We start from the raw sequence: 15,411 nt of genomic DNA, 5'->3' as shown, positions 1-15,411 counted from the left end.
ATGCATCCGCTTTAGGGAGGTGGAGCCGCGCTGTTGTTATGATCGGTGGCAGTGTACCTTAGCCGGGCTGAGCGTGGCGACCGCCGATCGACCAAGGGAGGATGAGTGATGTGGATATGGCTCGCGCTGGGAGCGCTGGTGGTGCTGATCGGAGTAGTGGGCTGGTTTGGATGGCGTCTGGCACGCATGCGGCGCGCTGGCGAAGCCCGGGCCGAACTGCTCAGCGAGTTAAGCACGATGAATCAACGCCTGGGCATCGGCGAGCACTGGGAGACCTCGCTCTTTCAGGCGCATGTCATCGGGATGCGTGGCGAACTCAACGGCTTTCGGGTGCGTGGGGAGGTGTGGGACCAGGCGGGTCCTGAAGCCTGCCGTATATCGGTGCGCTTTCCGAAGGTGCTGAGGCAGGCGCTGAAGGTGCGTCGTCGCACGGCCAATGGGCGTGCGTTGCCCGGGCGAGGGCTGGTGACGGTGAGCACAGGGGATGAGAGCTTTGATGCCTGCTTCTCGACCATGGTGGCGGAGTCGGCCAGCAGTGAGCTCGGGCGTCTCCTGGACGCGACGCTGCGCGAGCTGATGGTCACCCTGGCCGGCCGGGTCAGTTCGCTGCGCGTGGGCAAGCGTTCGCTCTTTATGGTGTCCGAAGATTCGGTGGATGCCGCCGCGCTGGAGCGTTTGCTGCGTGATGCACTGCGAGTGGCCGTGCGCCTGTACAACGCTTCCATTGAGGTGGGGCCTCTGACGCAGGCTCGCTCCACCCAGTACGAACAGGTCACGCTGAATATCTTCGGGCGTGAGTCGACCCGGGACCAGGCGATGGAGGCTCAGGAAGAGGCGTCGGAGGAGTCGTCTGCCGGGCGAAACGCCGGCGCGGAGGAGGGCTCCTCCGGCGAGGGAGAGGCGTCGGGGGATGCCACGTCCTGAGGGGGCTGGGGGAAGGTGTGGGGTTCGCAGGCGACCTCGACCATCGCGGCACGGAGCTGACGGGGGCCGTCACGGTAGCCCGCACGCAGGCATTCGTTGACGCTTCCCGAGGCCACCTGGTTGGTTTCGACGCGCGCGACGGCCTGATGCCATTGAGGATCAAAACCATCGCCGGGGCCAGGGGCCACGCGCTCGACCCCGTGGCGCTCCAGGGCTTGCAGGAGCGCGCGGTGGGCAAGCTCCAGCCCGTTCCGAAGTGCCGGGTCCTGGTGGGGGGCGCTGTGGCGAAGCCCCTCATCCAGGGCGTCCAGCGCAGGCAGGATGTCGCGCACCACCGGATGGTGCGCGTACTGGAGGGCATCGTCGTGCTCTCGGCCCAGGCGTTGGAGCCTTCGCGTGTGCTCGTCGTCGGCAGCTCGGACCTCCTGACGATGGGCCTGGCGCAGTCTTCGAAGTTCGCGACGATGGTAGGCACCCAGCAGCGCCAGGGCGATGGTCGCGATCACGGTCGTCATAATGAGCAACACGAGTGTCATAGAAGCGTCCTGCAACTCGGGTGGGTGTCCGCCGGGAGTGTGCCCTCGTCATCAAGAGGGGTCAACGGCGGCGGGCGGCTTCGACGGTTGCCGGGCGTCGAGCGCGTCGGCTGCCATGGCCCGAGGGGCAGCGTGCGCGCGTCGTGTTTAGGATGAGACAGGTCTGTTGGCGAAAAGTTGCACCAAATCGATAAAAGTCGTTGACAGCCCCCCGGGCCAGTGTTAATTCAATCCTGCGCCTGGCGGCGTAGCCAAGTGGTAAGGCAAGGGCCTGCAAAGCCTTGATCACCGGTTCGACTCCGGTCGCCGCCTTTAAGGAAATAGGTCGCACTACGACATTAAAAAAGCTCGAGAGCCTGCCGGTTCTCGGGCTTTTTTTGATCTGAGGGACTCCCGGGCTCGGGGGGTTGCGCTGTCGAACGAAGTGACGATGATGGGGCAGTGTCCTGGCGTCGTCGTCGCGGGCGATTTCTTTGACCGTGAACAGTGGCGAGCTTAGGGTGTGGAGCCGCAGTTGGCGTAACGACTCGTTGCGTCCCAGAATGTCGATGTGCAGACGTGTCAGGAGGCAGCGATGGAGTCTCGTCGCAAAGTGATGATTCTCGACGACAACATCCTTGATGTGATGGAGGTCGAGCAGAATCTCCAGGGCGGTGGCTATCAGGTGGTGCACCTGGCCACCCCCAACGGGGCGCTCTCAAAGATCGAATACGAACGTCCCGAGATCTTGTTGGTAGACGTGGCGATGAAGCGTCTCAATATCGACGACCTGCTCGGGTCACTGCAGGCCTCTCCGGATTACGACGAGATGGTGATCGTGGCCTACAGCGATATGGATGCCGATAAGCTGCAGCAGTTCTGTGTGGACAACGAGATGAATGGCTACTTCTGTAAGTCCATGGATGTGACTCAGATCGGGGGCTTCCTCGATAAGTTCTACGAATACTGAACACAAATTTCCCCAAAATGATGCGGTGGCCGGGGGCCAGATGGGCCCGGCGCGTTGAGGAGCAGAGCATGACCCAGGTCAGTGGCGAGGCGTCTTCGAGCGAAGCAGGGCGGGTGTGGATTCTTTCGGACCAGCGAGGTCGGGAAGCCGCGTATGAGGCGGTGGTCGCCGGCCTTCAGGAGCGCGGTGTTGACGCCGAGTTGGTGTCAATCACCGAAGTGATCGGGACGGCGGCACGCGAGGCGCTGGCCGGCGGTGCCGAGCGATTGCTGCGCGGGCTTCGAGTCGCCACCCGGGGGCACGCGGGAGAGGAAGATTTCATCGGCGCGTTACGTCGGGCGCGCCCCGATGTCCTGGTGCTGACGAGCCCGCGCTTCGCCCGCGCGCTCAGTGTGATCGAGAGCCTCACCGGCGTGGGCAGCGTGCAGGTGGGGCTGACGCATCAGCCTGTTGCCGCACCTGGTTGGTTCACCGGGTCGCTTCATGGATTTGTGGTGCCGGACCAGCGCACGGCAGACGCCTTTGTGGCTGAGGGCGCCGTGGCAGAACGGGTGCACGTGGCCGGCCCGGCGGTGCGTCCGGCCAGCCTCCAGGCTCCGGAACGCGATAACGTTCGTGCCGAGCTGGGCCTCGCCGAGGCGCTGGTGGTACTGGTCCGCGCGGAGGCGCTGGATCACGCGACGCTGGAGAAGATCGTCTTTCAGTGCACCTTGATGGATCGCCCGGCCCGGGTGCTTTTTCATCATAATGGCGACGGAGGGGTCGCGGCCACACTGCGCCGGGCGGCGGACCATTACGGGCTGCCCGCTTCGATGTTCGGGCATGTGCCCGACCTCGAGAAGTATGTCGCGGCGGCGGACCTGGTGCTCGCTGCGGGCGATGATCCTTATTTGCCCGAGGCATTGGCCGTGGGAACGCCACCGCTTCTGGTGAGCGTTGGTGAGGACGCCGGCGTGCAGGCCGAGGCGCTCCATGCCCGCGGGCTCGCGGGGAAGGTGCACGATGTGCTTCGTCTGGGGAGCGAACTCGATCGCTTTACCGAGCCCGAGCGTCTACGAGAGCTGCGCGAGCGTCTGCTGGAGACGCGGGATGAAGACCCCAATCGCGCCGTGGTCGACGCGTTGGTCGAAGCGCTGCAGGAGCGCGAGGCCTGGCGTAGGCCGCTCTCTTCTGCCGAACCGGAAGGTGGCGAGTCGGCGCCGGTGGCCGGACCTTTTGAGAGCATTGGCCGCTCCGGCGACCAGGCGTCCTACGCTCGTCCCGAGGCCCCGGCGGGAGGTCCTGCGGCGGCCGGTCCGGTCGAGGAGGCTGGCCCCGCTGAAAAAGGAGCGCTGGTGGTGCCGCCGCCGCGGCGAGAGCCTGTGGAGGCGCGCCCCACGATCGGTGCGGCGGAGGCGCGAGAGCAGCTGGCTCAGTTGATATTGAGCGAGCGCGATTGTGAGCGGCGTCTGGAAGAGCTCGAAAAGCACCAGGAGCGCTGGCGCGGCCGCCTGGAGCTGGCGCGGGAGTGGAACGAGCGCGATCTGGAAAGCGAGGCCGAGACGATCTTGCGTGGCTACCAGAGCGAAGCTGCTCCGCTGGTTCAAGAGCTTGCTGATATTCGCCGCCAGAAAGAGAAACTCAAGAATGCCGCGCGGGGGACGACGTCGTCGGCCGGTAGTGAGGAGTCGGGGGCGCCCACCGGGGAGCGCGCCAATCGCCTTGAAGAGCGTTTCCAGAAGATGGAAGTCGACCGCGATCTCAAGGGGCTCAAAGATCGTATCAAACGTGAACTGGGAGAGTGAGTCAGGCTTTGTCGGAGACGTCGCAGGGGTTTGGGGGCACGCGGATGTTGGGGTCGTTTCTGGCGGCCTCATTCATCGGCGTGTTCTTTTTGTGGCTGGCGGCGCGGGGGCTTCCGCTGGCAGATGTGCGTGATTACCTGGCGAGCGCCGATTACGGCCGGCTGGGGCTGGCGTCGGCGGCCTTTGTGCTGCTTTATATCGTCTGCCACGGTGCGCGGGTCTGGCGTTGGAATTACCTGGTGCGACCGCTTGGCGAGGTGTCGACGCAACAGGTCAACCGAGCCTGCGCGTTGGGGTTTACTGCCATTGTGCTCATGCCGCTGCGGCTCGGGGAGTTCGTGCGGCCGATGGTGCTGGCCCGCAGCTCAGGGCTGCCGGCGTCGGGGCTGCTGGCCACGGCGGTGGTAGAGCGGGTGATGGACGGGCTGATCATTACCGCCTTACTCTTCGCCGCGCTGTGGACCTATCAGGGGCAGGCTCCGGTGGCCTTTGCCCGCGGGGCCGGGCTGCTCTCGTTGATGATCTTTTTGCCGGCGATCGTGATGTGCGTGGTCGCCTACACCCGGAGACGTTGGGCCGAGGTGATCGTCGAGCAGACGCTGGGGAGGATATCTCAGAAGCTCGCTGCGGCGGTGTCCGGACTTTTGATGGGATTTGTCGAGGGGTTTAAGTCGCTGGTGGACGGGCGCAATCTCGGGCGTTTTCTGGGGGCGACCGCGCTCTACTGGGGAACGAACGCGTTGTCGATGTGGGCGCTGCTCTCGATCGGGTTCGACCTGGGACTGAATCCCTGGGAAATCGCCACGGTGATGGCGGTGCTGGTCATCGGAATCATGGTTCCGGCGGGACCGGCAATGGCGGGGAATTTTGAGTTCTTTATGACCCGGGGGATGGGGCTTTTTGTGGATATGGATGTCGCGACGCTGGCAGCTCAGGTAGCCGTGTTCGCGGTGTTGGTTCATGTGTTGCAACTTCTGGTCATCGTGGTGCCCGGTGCCTGGGTGATGGCCCGTGCTCCGGGGCTGTGGCGTCGCGATGTGCCGGCGCATTCCGGTCGGCAGGGAGCCCCGGATTGACACGCGGGGGAGGGCACCATTAGCGTCGAGGAATCTGCCCGCGGGCTTCACTGTTACGAGGGCAGGTTCGGGTAGGGATGTCCGCGCCACGTCTGACGTTACGCACGCTGAGAAGACGCTTTGAGCCTGCTCTCTGAACGCCAACTTAAGGTTCTTGTCCAGGTGGTTGAACGTTTCAACCTCAGTGGCGAGCCTGTGGGCAGCACCGCGGTGTCCCGGAGCGAAGGGATTTCGGTGAGTTCGGCCACGGTGCGCAACGTCATGGCGGAGCTAGAAGGGCTGGGGTTGCTGCATCAGCCGCATACCTCGGCCGGACGCGTGCCCACGGCCAGTGGTATGCGTCTGTACGTCGACTACCTGGTGGCCACCGGCCAGCGCGCCCCGAATGGCGGTGCGCCGGAGTGGCTGGCGTCGCTCTCCGAGTTGGAGGCCGATGATGTCAGTCAGCTGGCGCGTTCGGCCGGGGTGCTGGTCAGTCAGCTCTCGCATCTGACGAGCCTGGTGAGTACGCCTGGTCTGGCGGCGGCGCGCCTGCGCGATGTGCAGCTGAGCTGGCTTTCCGAACATCGCATCCTGGTGGTGCTGATCACCGAAGACGGGCGCGTCTTTAATCGGGTGGTTCGCATGGAAGAGCCGGTGGAGCGAAACTCCATCGTGTGGATGCGAAACTACCTTTCGGAGCTGGTGACCGGGCGCAGTCTGCAGGACGTGCGCCGCCGAGTACGCCGAGAGCTGGCTGCCAGCGAGTCGCGCTATCGCAGCTACATGCGGCGCGCGCTGGCGTTGAGTCAGCAGGTGCTCGATCTGGCCACGGGGGCAGAGCTTTACGTGGAAGGGCGCCTCAACGTGCTCGATTTCAGTGAGCTGGCGCACGACATCGCCCGGGTGCGTGACGTGCTGCGCGCGCTGGAGGACAAAGAGCGGGTGCTCGATGTGCTTGATCGCATCTGTGAGGCTCGTCGGGTTCAGACGCTCATCGGCTCGGAGCTTGACCTTGATCTGGGGGACGACCTCAGTTTGATCGCCTGTGGGTACTACCGGGATGGCGAGCAGGTCGGGCTGGTGGGGGTCCTGGGCCCGCTGCGCATGAACTACGCGCGAATCATTCCTCTAGTCGAGCATACAGCCCGTATGTTATCGAAGGACTCAGAAGAGCTGAATTCATCATCTTGACAGTTCAACCCCTTATCCATTTCAACCCGATTGAGGGCGCGTCCGCATTGCGTGATGGCGCCCAGCTTGTGTCTCAATGAGGAGCATGGCCTTGACTGAGAACGAGAAGCCGACCGAAGCGATGGACGAACCGACCGACGTGACTTCCAGCCCGGAGCAGGCCGAGGTGGAGCAGGAAGACAGCGATAAGCTGGACGACGACCTTTTCCTGAGCCCCGACGAAGATGACGAAGAGGTCATCGTGGTCGAGGGGGGCGATGACGATTCCGACGCCGCTGCTCTTGCGGAGCAGGCCGCCCTTCAGGCCAAGGCGCTGGAGGAGGCGAACGCCCGAATCGATGCGCTGGCCGAAGAGCGCGATGAGGTCAAAAACAAGCTGATGCGTTCGGTGGCCGATCTGGAAAACTATCGGCGTCGTGTCGAGCGCGAGAAAGAAGACCTGCGCAAGTATGGCATCGACAAAGTGGTCAGTGATCTGATTCCGGCCGTCGATAACTTTGAGCGCGCGTTGCAGCACGCCGATGGCAAAGAAGATCCCGGCGGGATCGTTGACGGTGTGACGATGATCTACAAGCAGATCATCAACGCGCTGGCTAAGTACGGCGTGCAGGGATTTGTTTCCAAGGGCGAGCCCTTTGATCCTCAGCGTCACGAGGCCATCCAGCAGGTCGAGACCACGGAGTTCGACACCGGCACGGTCGTCGAGGAGTACCAGAAGGGCTACTTCCTGCACGACCGCCTCTTGCGGCCGGCGATGGTGGCAGTTGCAAAACGAATTGAGGCTCCTCAGACTGAGGAGTCTGGCGACACCGACGGCGAAGATGATGCCAGCCCCGAAGGCGGCGAGACTTCGCAACATCAGGACTGAGATCCTGACACCTGGTCGACGACACCCACCTGAATCTCGGGAGAGGCGAGAGGCATGGCATATACGATCGGCATCGACTTAGGGACGACCAATAGCTGCGTATGCGTGATCGCCAATGGCGAGCGCATCGTCATTCCCAACGCCGAGGGTGCGCGGACGACGCCTTCGATTGTCGCGTTCACCGAAGATGGTCAGCGCATCGTGGGCCAGGTGGCCAAGCGTCAGGCTCAGACCAATGCGGAGAATACTGTTTACGCGGTCAAACGTCTGATTGGGCGGCGCTTTGATGCCCCGGACGTCGAGCAGGCCAAACGAAGCAGTGCGTTTCAGATTGTCGAGGGCCCCAACGGGGATGCCTGGGTGCGTGCCCGCGACAAGGACTACTCTCCGGCGGAGATTTCCGCCCTGATTCTCAAGGAGATGAAGTCCGTTGCCGAAGATCATCTTGGCGAAGAGGTCGAGGACGCCGTGATCACGGTGCCCGCCTACTTCAACGATGCGCAGCGCCAGGCGACTAAAGATGCCGGGCGTATTGCCGGGCTCAATGTGTTGCGCATCGTCAATGAGCCTACGGCGGCGGCGCTGGCCTACGGTCTGGCGCGTGTGGACCAGAACGATATGAAGGTCGCCGTGTACGACCTGGGCGGCGGGACCTTTGATGTCTCGATTCTGGAGTTGGCCGACGGCGTCTTCAGCGTGCTCTCAACCTCCGGGGATACCTTTCTCGGTGGCGAGGACTTCGACTACGCGATCATCGACTGGCTTGCCGACGCATTCGAAGATGAGCACGGCGTCGACCTTCGCGAAGTGCCCATGGCGTTGCAGCGACTCAAGGAGGAGTCGGAGCGCGTCAAGTGTGAGCTCTCCAGCACCGAGGTGGCCGAGATCAATATGCCCTTCATTCATATGAATGATGAGGGGCCCTTGCACCTGGACGCCGAGCTGACCCGCGAGAAACTTGAGGAGCTGGTGGACCATCTGGTGGAGCGCTCGCTTGATCCCTGCCGCACGGCGCTGCAAGACGCGCAGGTGGGGCGTGACGAGATTGACGTCGTGCTCCTGGTCGGGGGTATGACGCGGATGCCTCGGGTGCGCACCCGTGTGGCGCAGTTCTTTAACAAACGCCCGGACACCTCGGTGAACCCGGACGAAGTTGTGGCCATGGGCGCGGCAGTTCAGGGCAGCATCGTGCGCGGGGAACTCACCGACGTGTTGCTTCTCGATGTGACCCCGCTCACCCTGGGGGTGCAGACGGCCGGCGGGGTGTTTACGCCCATGATCCAGCGCAACACGACCGTTCCCTGCAGCTACAGCGAAGTCTTCAGTACGAGCATCAACAATCAATCGATGGTGCGCGTGCATGTGCTTCAGGGAGAGCGCGCGATGGCCGCCGATAACAAAAGTCTCGCGGTCTTTGAGCTGACGGGGATTCCGCCGGCGCCGCGCGGGGTGCCGCGTATTGAGGTGACCTTCAATATCGATGAGAACGGCATCGTGACCGCCTCGGCGCGAGATCAGGCTTCCGGTCGCGAGCAGTCGGTGAATATCGTGGCCGACGGGGGCTTGAGTGAGGGCGATATCAATCGTCTGATCGAAGAGGCCCGGCTCAACGAGGAGCAGGATCAGCTGACCAAAGAGTTGTCCCAGCGCCGGGTCGAGGCCCAGGGGCTGCTCTACTCCACGGAGCGCAGTCTGGAGGAGTTCGGCGGCATGATGGAGGAGCAAGAGCGCAACGACCTGCTGGCCGACATCGGTACGATTAAGGAGCTCATTGACGATGCGACCTTCGAGGAGCTCGATACCATTATCGCCACGCTCGAAGCCGGGGCTTACCGCCTGGCCGAGCTGATGTATGCCAGCATGGACGACGGCACGGCAGCGGTAGAGGAGTGATCCGGCGCTGCACCTGCCGCCGTGCGAATCATTCGAGGGCCCCGGAGGTTGGATGCGCAGACCCCGGGGCTCTCTTGTTCGCGGCGCGAACCGACGCAAAATCAAACTTATGAACGTAGATCTTTATCAGGTGCTCGAAGTTCGTAGCGATGCGGACCACGCGACGATCAAAAAAGCGTATCGCCGGCTGGCGTTGCGTTACCACCCCGATCAAAATCCGGGAGACGCCCGGGCCGAGGAGCGCTTTAAGGAGGTCGCTCAGGCCTACGAGGTGCTTAGCGATCCGGCACGGCGGGCGGCCTACGACCGCTCCGGACGTATGGGGGGCGTCAATCGGATGGGGGGGCCTTCGTTTGAGGGATTTGGCGACCTTTTTGAGGTGCTGAATTCGGTCTTCGGCGGGGCGACACGCAGTGCCACGCGCGCAACGCGGGGGGCAGATATTCGCGTGCGCATGGAGCTGAGTCTGGAAGAGGCCCACCTGGGCGGTCGGCGCGCGGTGCGGGTGCCCCGCAAGCAGGTGTGCGTGCGCTGCGAAGGCAAGGGCGGTGAGCCCGGCACCCGTGTGCGGACCTGTGAGAGCTGTCAGGGAAGCGGTCAGGTGCGCTCTCAGCAGGGGTTTTTCTCTCTGATGCGCGACTGCAAGCGTTGTCAGGGCCGGGGTCGGGTCATCGAAGTCCCGTGCAAGAGCTGTCAGGGCACGGGGACGACAGACACCCTCGAAGTTGTGGAGATTGCCGTTCCGCGCGGGGTTGACCAGGGGCAGACCCTGCGCTGGGAGGGCAAAGGTGAGCCCGGGAGTTCCGGAGGACGCGCCGGGGACCTGTTGGTAGAGGTTCAGCTTAAAGCGCACCCGATCTTTGAGCGAGATGACCTCGACGTGCATCGTGACCTCCGGGTGAGCTTTACCGAGGCCTCCATCGGCGCAAAAATCGATGTGGCCACGCTTGATGGGGAGGTGGTGATGAAGTTGCCACCCGGTACTCAGGAGGGGCGAGTGCTCCGGCTGCGCGGACAGGGGTTTATGTCACGCGATGGGAAGACGCGCGGGGATATGTATGTGCGGGTGCGGGTGGCCTCGCCCGAAAGTAGCTCGCCATCATCTCAGAAGAAAGGTGGATTGCGCCGGGGGCTCTTAGGGAAGGTTCGTGACATTTTTCGTTAAGACAGTGCTGGCGCTGACGCTGGTGCTTGCCCTGAATGTGCGGGGAGCCGACGCCCACGCCGAGCAAACGTCGACGGTGGTGGCAGTGCTCCCCCGAAGCGGCGCGTTGGCCGGGGTCGGGGCGCAGCTCGAAGAGGTGATGCGTTGGGCCGCCGTTGACGCCGAGGTCGGGTTGATCGTGGTCGACAGCGAGGCCGGGCCCGACGCGCTGAGCCGGGCGCTGGGCGATGTCCTCCAGACCGAGGGCGTGGTGGGGATGATCGGGCCGCTGCGCGAGAGCCGGGCGCCGGTGGTGGCGGCCTGGAGCGCCCGGGCAGGGATTCCGGCGTTGCTGCTCTCGGGGGCGGAGGGGCTGGAGTTACGCTCCCCCTGGGCGTTTCGGGCGCGAATGAGCGTTGGTGAACAGGCCGCTTATGCTGCGCGTCGGGCCTACGCCTGGTGGCCCGAGGCTGCGGTCGGGGTGTTGGCGCCGGATTCTGAGTACGGGGAAGAGGCTGCGCTGGGGTTTGTACGCGCCTGGACCGGCTTCGGCGGTCGGGTGGAGGCGTTGGCGCGTTACGATGAAGGGCAGACCCAGTTTGCACCGGTGATCGAGACCTTGCTGGGAGCCCGGGCGCGTTTGAGGCCCGGACGGTCGATTGCGGGAAGGCGTGCCGATCGCTGGAAGAGTGTCCGGGTGGGGCGTCGGCAGATTGTGCAGCTGGATCTCCTGTTGATCGCGGACTTCGACGATGCGGTCGCCCGCCAGGCTCCCTTCATCGCGCGGGAGCCGGCACTCCAGGGTGCGCAGCTCCTGGGACTGGCGGGCTGGCGCGGCCAACGCCTGAGTCACGCTGCCGACGAACTCAGCGGCGCGCTCTTCTTCGATACCTTCGGAGGGATTGAGGAGGGAGGTGCCGCCGAGGCGTTTGTCCTCGCGTTCGAAGTTCATTTTGAACGAGAGCCAACGACAGTGGAGGCCGAGGTCTACGACCTGGTGCGGATGGTGGGATCCTTGCCCGGCGGTGCACGCTCCCGGGAGCGTCTGCTTTCTTCTCCGGGGTTTGAGGGGGTGAGCGGACGCTGGCGCTTCGAGCGCGATGGGGCGCCGCTGCGCGAGCCCCGGGCGATGCGCGTAATCGAAGGAGGTCGGTGGGTACCGCTGCGTGACGAAGAGCTAGAGGGACGGCCATGAGCGCAGGAGAGGGGATGCCTTCCAAAGAGAGCGCCGAGAGTGTGGAGGGCTCGGCAAGGTGGCAAGTGCTGCTGGCGGGGATCAGTCTAATCACCATGTTTGCCGCCGGCATCTATGCGCAGGGGCTGGACCCTTTTTATCTCGATGCGTGGCTGGCCAGCGCGCCGATGAAGCTGGCCGCGGCCTACGCCGGGTGCCTCTTTAGCATCGTTGCCGCCCATGAACTGGGGCACTACCTGAGCGCTCGCCAGCGCGGAGTGCCCGCGAGCCGCCCCTACCTTCTCCCCGGGATCGGGCCGATCCCCGGGATGGGGATGGTGCCCTTCTTTGGAAGTTTCGGAGCCTTCATTCGCTTGAAGTGGCATCGCGCATCGGCGGCCGATCTCACGGCCGTGGCGGGCTGGGGGCCGGTGGCTGGTTTTGTGGTGACCGTGGCTGTGCTGCTGGTGGGGGTCGGTCTCTCCGATGTTGCTCCGGTGAGCGCCGGGGACGGCGGCGATGTGATGCGCCTGGGGGACAGCCTTCTGATGCAGGCGATGATCTATCTGCATCACGGGGCGTTGCCGGACTCCCAGGAATTGGCGTTACATCCGGTGGCGTTGGCCGGTTGGGTCGGGTGTCTGTTGACCTCGCTTAACCTCCTGCCCATCGGTCAGTTGGATGGTGGGCATCTGGTCTACTCGGTGCTCGGTCAACGCGCGCGCTACGTGAGTTATGCGGGCGCGGTGCTGCTGGTGGCGATGGGGGTTCTGGTCTTTCCCGGATGGTTGCTCTTTGCGGCATTATTGGGAGCGATGGGGCTGGTACACCCACCGATGCTTCAAGGCCCCACGTTGCCCTTGAGGCGCGCCTGGATGCTGGGCGCCGGGGCTTTGATGTTCGTGCTGACTGTGACCCCGGCTCCGGTCGAGGTCGACTCGGTGGTGGAGATGGTCGCGCAGAGCCTTCAGGAGTAAGCCATGGAGATACGCTGCGAAGCATGCAGAGAGGTAGGCCCGGCGGCTGAGGTCCGGCCGGGAGCGCGCGGACTGGAGCTTGTGTGCGCCGGCTGTGGACATGCCAACCTCCTGGAGGTGGGGTCGCCGGGGGCCGAGGGCTTGGATGATGCGCAGCAGCGCGATGGTCAGGCCAGCGGGCGTGCCCCGGGGCCTGTGGCCCGGGCATCCGGGCGGGCTGTGGCGAGTTCGCCTCGTGCTGCCAGCGAGCTTGCCGATGCGCGTCCGGGATACTTGCCGCTGGCCAGGGCCGTGCTACTTGATGAAGCCATGGCTCGCCTGGTGCCGGAGCCGGGACCGGGGAAGCGTTGTCCAAAGTGTGCTCATCTGACCGGAGATGACGAACACTGCCGGCGCTGCGGGCTGAGCCTTGTCGAAGCCGCACGATTTGCCCCGGGGCAGGCCCCCTGGGAGCAGGTGTCCGAGGAACGAGCGGAGGTCTTTCTACGCTTCAACGCCCTCTGGGATCGGGCCGAGGCCGGTGACGCCGAGGCGCTGGAGGTGTTCTCCCGTCTGGCGGCTGATGAGGGGATGGTCGAAGAGGGGATACGCCGATTGAGACGTTTTCTGGTGGCCCATCCCGAGCACCCCGGAGCTCTTGATGCGCTGCGCCATCTGGCGCTCGCGTTGCAGGCGCGGGTGACGATTGCGGCCAGTCAGGCGGCGGCCAGCGCCGAGAGTTTTGGCAACGACGTCGAGAAGGTGCGCGGTGTGCTGATGGGGATCACCCTGGCGATGTGCGCTGTGATTTTACTTTTGTTATCAGCAGTCTTTTGGGATAAATGCTAAGACTTGCAAGTTTTGCACGTTGCAGTGCCGCCCAACCTTACGTCCCTGAGCCGGGTCGTGTTCGATGACCACAGAATTTGAACTGATCGCGCGCATCGCAGAACTCTTTGGTTCGCCCGAAGGCGTCGCCGTGGGCATTGGCGATGACGGTGCGGTGCTGGATCCGGGCCGCTTCGACCTGGTGACGATGGATACCATGGTGGAGGGCGTCCATTTTCGCCGGGACTGGAGTAGTCCGGAGGACGTAGGCTGGAAGTTGCTTGCGAGTAACCTCAGCGATATCGCGGCGATGGGGGGCGGGCCCGGGGCGTTCTTTCTTTCGATGGCGCTGCCAGCTGACCTGGATCCCGCCTGGGTAGAAGGTGTGCTTTCGGGCATTCGTAAGGCGGCCGATGCGCTGGTTCCCGGGAGTTTTGAGGTCTCCGCTGGCGGTGGTGACCTGAGTGCGACTCACGGTCCGATTGTGTTGACGTTGACCCTGATGGGAGAGGCCTCTCCGGCCGGGCCGGTGTTGCGTCGCGGGGCGGTGCCCGGGGACCGTATCGTCTTGATGGGACAGACCGGTCTGGCAGCCGCGGGGCTCGCGCTCCTTTCGGGCGAGATGGACGCGCCGGCGGAGTCCTTCCCCTGCGCGCTGCGCGCGCATCGGCGCCCCGGTGCTCAGGTACGCGCCGGCGCGCTGCTGGGGCTTTATGGCGTGCCCTCGGCGATGATCGATGTCAGCGACGGTGTGGTTCAGGACCTGGGGCATGTGCTTCGCGCCAGCGAGGTTGGTGCCAGGCTGGAGGCCTACAGCCTGCCTCATCATCCGGAGTTGGTGATGCTTCGCGAGCAGTATGGGGTTGATATTCTCAAGCTCATGCTCACCGGCGGGGATGATTACGAACTCTTGATGACCATTCCTCCCTCGCGCATGCCCAAGATCTGGGACATGGCACGGCGTCATAGCTGGGAAGTGCATGACATCGGCGAGATACGCGCGCCCGAAGAGGGGTTGATGGTGTTGGGGGCGGATGGCGAGGTCATCGTCTTTGAGCAGGGCGGCTATCGACATTTCGGAGCGTCATGAGCCAGACGGCTGAGAATCCGATGGTCGGCGCACATCGCCAGGTTGTCGAACGTCTCTGGACCGTGCCGTTGCTCGACGCCTGTGCCGATGCGCTTCCCGAGGTTGAGGGAAGTACCGCGCTTTCGGTGGAGTCGCGTTGCGGTGAGGTGGTGGCGCGCTGGCTGAAGCGTTTGCCGGAAGATACGCGTTTGATGGCTCTGGATTCCTCCAGTGCCATGCTGGATGCCGCGCGCGAACGCGTGGCAGAATCCGATCAGCGCCGGGTGTTTTTTGTGCAGCAGCGGGGCAATGCGCTCGCTTACGCCGATGGGGTTTTCGGGGCGACGGTCTGCCTCCATGGTCTGGTGACGCGGCGGCAGCTTGATGAAGGGCTTGCGGAGCTTGCCCGGGTCTGCGCCAGTGGCGGCAGCGTTGTGGCGGCAGCTCCCACAAGCGCGAGCTTTCCTCAGTTTTATGATCTTCTCGACGAAGCGCTGCGAGCGCTGGGGCTCCACGATGTGTTGGAGCGCCTGGGAGAGCTGCGCGAGCGTACGTTGATCACGGCGTCGGATCTGGCGCAGCTCTCGCGCAAGCGAGGCCTGCACGAGGTAGAGCTTGAGCAGGTGCGCTGGGAGCTTTCCTTCTCCGGAGGGCGGGACTTTCTTTATTCGCCGCTGATTCAGGAGACCTTCTTCCCGCATTGGAGTGGGGCGATTCGGGCCTCGGAGCGCGACGCGGTGCTCCGCTACGTCGCCAGGGCCATCGACACCTACTGGCGCGACGGCACGGTCAATACACAGGTTGAGGCGGTGCTTCTTCGCGCGCGTCGCGTCTGAGGCTCAGTCGTGAAAGGTCTGAGGCTCAGTCGTGAAAGGGCGGTAGATCTTGAAGTTCCGGATCGCCGATCTTGGACTCGGGCTTGTCGGTCTGGTCCCGCTTCTCTTTGGTGAGAACTGCGACAAAGCCCAGCGCCAGTAGAACGACTGGGATGGCGATGAAGAGCACGGTAGCTACGTTGACTTCCATAACACCCTCGA

General features: G+C 64.1%; 15 protein-coding genes and 1 tRNA gene. 14 read left to right on the top strand and 2 right to left on the bottom strand.

Annotated elements, in window-relative coordinates; translation table 11 throughout:
* Positions 1-108 precede the first annotated feature (108 nt).
* Positions 109-924 (top strand): hypothetical protein, encoded by an 816-nt coding sequence (locus DL240_RS03030; protein ID WP_111728370.1) that lies wholly within the window; start codon positions 109-111, stop codon positions 922-924.
* On the opposite strand, the gene DL240_RS03025 is transcribed toward DL240_RS03030, so the two are convergent.
* Positions 825-1,460, bottom strand: coding sequence for a nucleotide exchange factor GrpE (locus DL240_RS03025; protein ID WP_111728369.1), 636 nt, complete (start codon positions 1,458-1,460; stop codon positions 825-827). The two genes, DL240_RS03030 and DL240_RS03025, sit on opposite strands and share 100 nt — an antisense overlap.
* Before the next feature lie 241 nt (positions 1,461-1,701).
* On the opposite strand from DL240_RS03025, the gene DL240_RS03020 reads away from it, so the two are divergent.
* The 13 genes from DL240_RS03020 to DL240_RS02960 all read left to right on the top strand — a co-directional run bounded on the left by DL240_RS03020 (position 1,702) and on the right by DL240_RS02960 (position 15,210).
* Positions 1,702-1,772 (top strand) — tRNA-Cys (locus tag DL240_RS03020).
* 262 nt (positions 1,773-2,034) lie between these two features.
* On the top strand, positions 2,035-2,409 hold the full coding sequence (locus DL240_RS03015) for a response regulator (protein WP_111728368.1): 375 nt from the start codon (positions 2,035-2,037) through the stop codon (positions 2,407-2,409).
* A gap of 68 nt (positions 2,410-2,477) precedes the next feature.
* Complete coding sequence (locus DL240_RS03010) at positions 2,478-4,193, top strand: PspA/IM30 family protein (RefSeq protein ID WP_111728367.1); 1,716 nt, start codon at positions 2,478-2,480, stop codon at positions 4,191-4,193.
* 8 nt (positions 4,194-4,201) lie between these two features.
* Entirely contained in the window at positions 4,202-5,269 is a 1,068-nt protein-coding gene (locus tag DL240_RS03005) for a lysylphosphatidylglycerol synthase transmembrane domain-containing protein (RefSeq protein WP_146618064.1), read from the top strand.
* A 120-nt stretch (positions 5,270-5,389) separates the two neighbouring features.
* Positions 5,390-6,442 (top strand): heat-inducible transcriptional repressor HrcA, encoded by a 1,053-nt coding sequence (hrcA, locus tag DL240_RS03000; RefSeq protein WP_111728365.1) that lies wholly within the window; start codon positions 5,390-5,392, stop codon positions 6,440-6,442.
* Positions 6,443-6,533: 91 nt separating this feature from the next.
* Positions 6,534-7,310 carry a nucleotide exchange factor GrpE gene (gene grpE / locus DL240_RS02995; RefSeq protein ID WP_158542313.1) on the top strand — a complete coding sequence of 259 codons (777 nt, stop codon included), beginning with the start codon at positions 6,534-6,536 and terminating at the stop codon, positions 7,308-7,310.
* Positions 7,311-7,364: 54 nt separating this feature from the next.
* Positions 7,365-9,203 carry a molecular chaperone DnaK gene (dnaK, locus tag DL240_RS02990; RefSeq protein ID WP_111728363.1) on the top strand — a complete coding sequence of 613 codons (1,839 nt, stop codon included), beginning with the start codon at positions 7,365-7,367 and terminating at the stop codon, positions 9,201-9,203.
* A gap of 109 nt (positions 9,204-9,312) precedes the next feature.
* The gene (gene dnaJ / locus DL240_RS02985) at positions 9,313-10,368 is read left to right on the top strand and encodes a molecular chaperone DnaJ (protein ID WP_158542312.1); all 1,056 of its coding nucleotides are present in this window, start codon (positions 9,313-9,315) and stop codon (positions 10,366-10,368) included.
* Entirely contained in the window at positions 10,352-11,542 is a 1,191-nt protein-coding gene (locus tag DL240_RS02980) for an ABC transporter substrate-binding protein (RefSeq protein ID WP_111728361.1), read from the top strand. Before dnaJ ends, DL240_RS02980 begins: the two co-directional genes overlap by 17 nt.
* A 14-nt stretch (positions 11,543-11,556) precedes the next feature.
* Positions 11,557-12,498, top strand: a complete 942-nt coding sequence (locus DL240_RS02975) for a site-2 protease family protein (protein ID WP_158542311.1) — start codon at positions 11,557-11,559, stop codon at positions 12,496-12,498.
* A gap of 3 nt (positions 12,499-12,501) precedes the next feature.
* Positions 12,502-13,326 carry a hypothetical protein gene (locus DL240_RS02970; protein WP_111728359.1) on the top strand — a complete coding sequence of 275 codons (825 nt, stop codon included), beginning with the start codon at positions 12,502-12,504 and terminating at the stop codon, positions 13,324-13,326.
* A 64-nt stretch (positions 13,327-13,390) separates the two neighbouring features.
* Entirely contained in the window at positions 13,391-14,395 is a 1,005-nt protein-coding gene (gene thiL, locus DL240_RS02965) for a thiamine-phosphate kinase (RefSeq protein ID WP_111728358.1), read from the top strand.
* Positions 14,392-15,210 (top strand): class I SAM-dependent methyltransferase, encoded by an 819-nt coding sequence (locus DL240_RS02960; protein ID WP_111728357.1) that lies wholly within the window; start codon positions 14,392-14,394, stop codon positions 15,208-15,210. The genes thiL and DL240_RS02960 overlap by 4 nt, the downstream gene beginning before the upstream one ends.
* A gap of 25 nt (positions 15,211-15,235) precedes the next feature.
* On the opposite strand, the gene DL240_RS19895 is transcribed toward DL240_RS02960, so the two are convergent.
* The gene (locus tag DL240_RS19895; RefSeq protein ID WP_158542310.1) at positions 15,236-15,400 is read right to left on the bottom strand and encodes a hypothetical protein; all 165 of its coding nucleotides are present in this window, start codon (positions 15,398-15,400) and stop codon (positions 15,236-15,238) included.
* Between the last annotated feature and the right edge of the window lie 11 nt (positions 15,401-15,411).

The sequence above is a fragment of the Lujinxingia litoralis genome (genome assembly GCF_003260125.1).
In the GTDB taxonomy this organism is placed as follows: domain Bacteria; phylum Myxococcota_A; class Bradymonadia; order Bradymonadales; family Bradymonadaceae; genus Lujinxingia; species Lujinxingia litoralis.
The sequence above is the reverse complement of the archived record's forward strand: the minus strand, read 5'-3'. Positions and strand labels throughout refer to the sequence as shown.

What these genes read in the sequence shown, in the direction of transcription:
- DL240_RS03030 (WP_111728370.1), top strand. Translation starts at nt 109, where the DNA reads ATGTGGATATGGCTCGCGCTGGGAGCGCTGGTGGTGCTGATCGGAGTA.
- DL240_RS03025 (WP_111728369.1), bottom strand. Translation starts at nt 1,460, where the DNA reads ATGACACTCGTGTTGCTCATTATGACGACCGTGATCGCGACCATCGCC.
- DL240_RS03015 (WP_111728368.1), top strand. Translation starts at nt 2,035, where the DNA reads ATGGAGTCTCGTCGCAAAGTGATGATTCTCGACGACAACATCCTTGAT.
- DL240_RS03010 (WP_111728367.1), top strand. Translation starts at nt 2,478, where the DNA reads ATGACCCAGGTCAGTGGCGAGGCGTCTTCGAGCGAAGCAGGGCGGGTG.
- dnaK (WP_111728363.1), top strand. Translation starts at nt 7,365, where the DNA reads ATGGCATATACGATCGGCATCGACTTAGGGACGACCAATAGCTGCGTA.
- dnaJ (WP_158542312.1), top strand. Translation starts at nt 9,313, where the DNA reads ATGAACGTAGATCTTTATCAGGTGCTCGAAGTTCGTAGCGATGCGGAC.
- DL240_RS02975 (WP_158542311.1), top strand. Translation starts at nt 11,557, where the DNA reads ATGCCTTCCAAAGAGAGCGCCGAGAGTGTGGAGGGCTCGGCAAGGTGG.
- DL240_RS02970 (WP_111728359.1), top strand. Translation starts at nt 12,502, where the DNA reads ATGGAGATACGCTGCGAAGCATGCAGAGAGGTAGGCCCGGCGGCTGAG.
- thiL (WP_111728358.1), top strand. Translation starts at nt 13,391, where the DNA reads ATGACCACAGAATTTGAACTGATCGCGCGCATCGCAGAACTCTTTGGT.
- DL240_RS02960 (WP_111728357.1), top strand. Translation starts at nt 14,392, where the DNA reads ATGAGCCAGACGGCTGAGAATCCGATGGTCGGCGCACATCGCCAGGTT.
- DL240_RS19895 (WP_158542310.1), bottom strand. Translation starts at nt 15,400, where the DNA reads ATGGAAGTCAACGTAGCTACCGTGCTCTTCATCGCCATCCCAGTCGTT.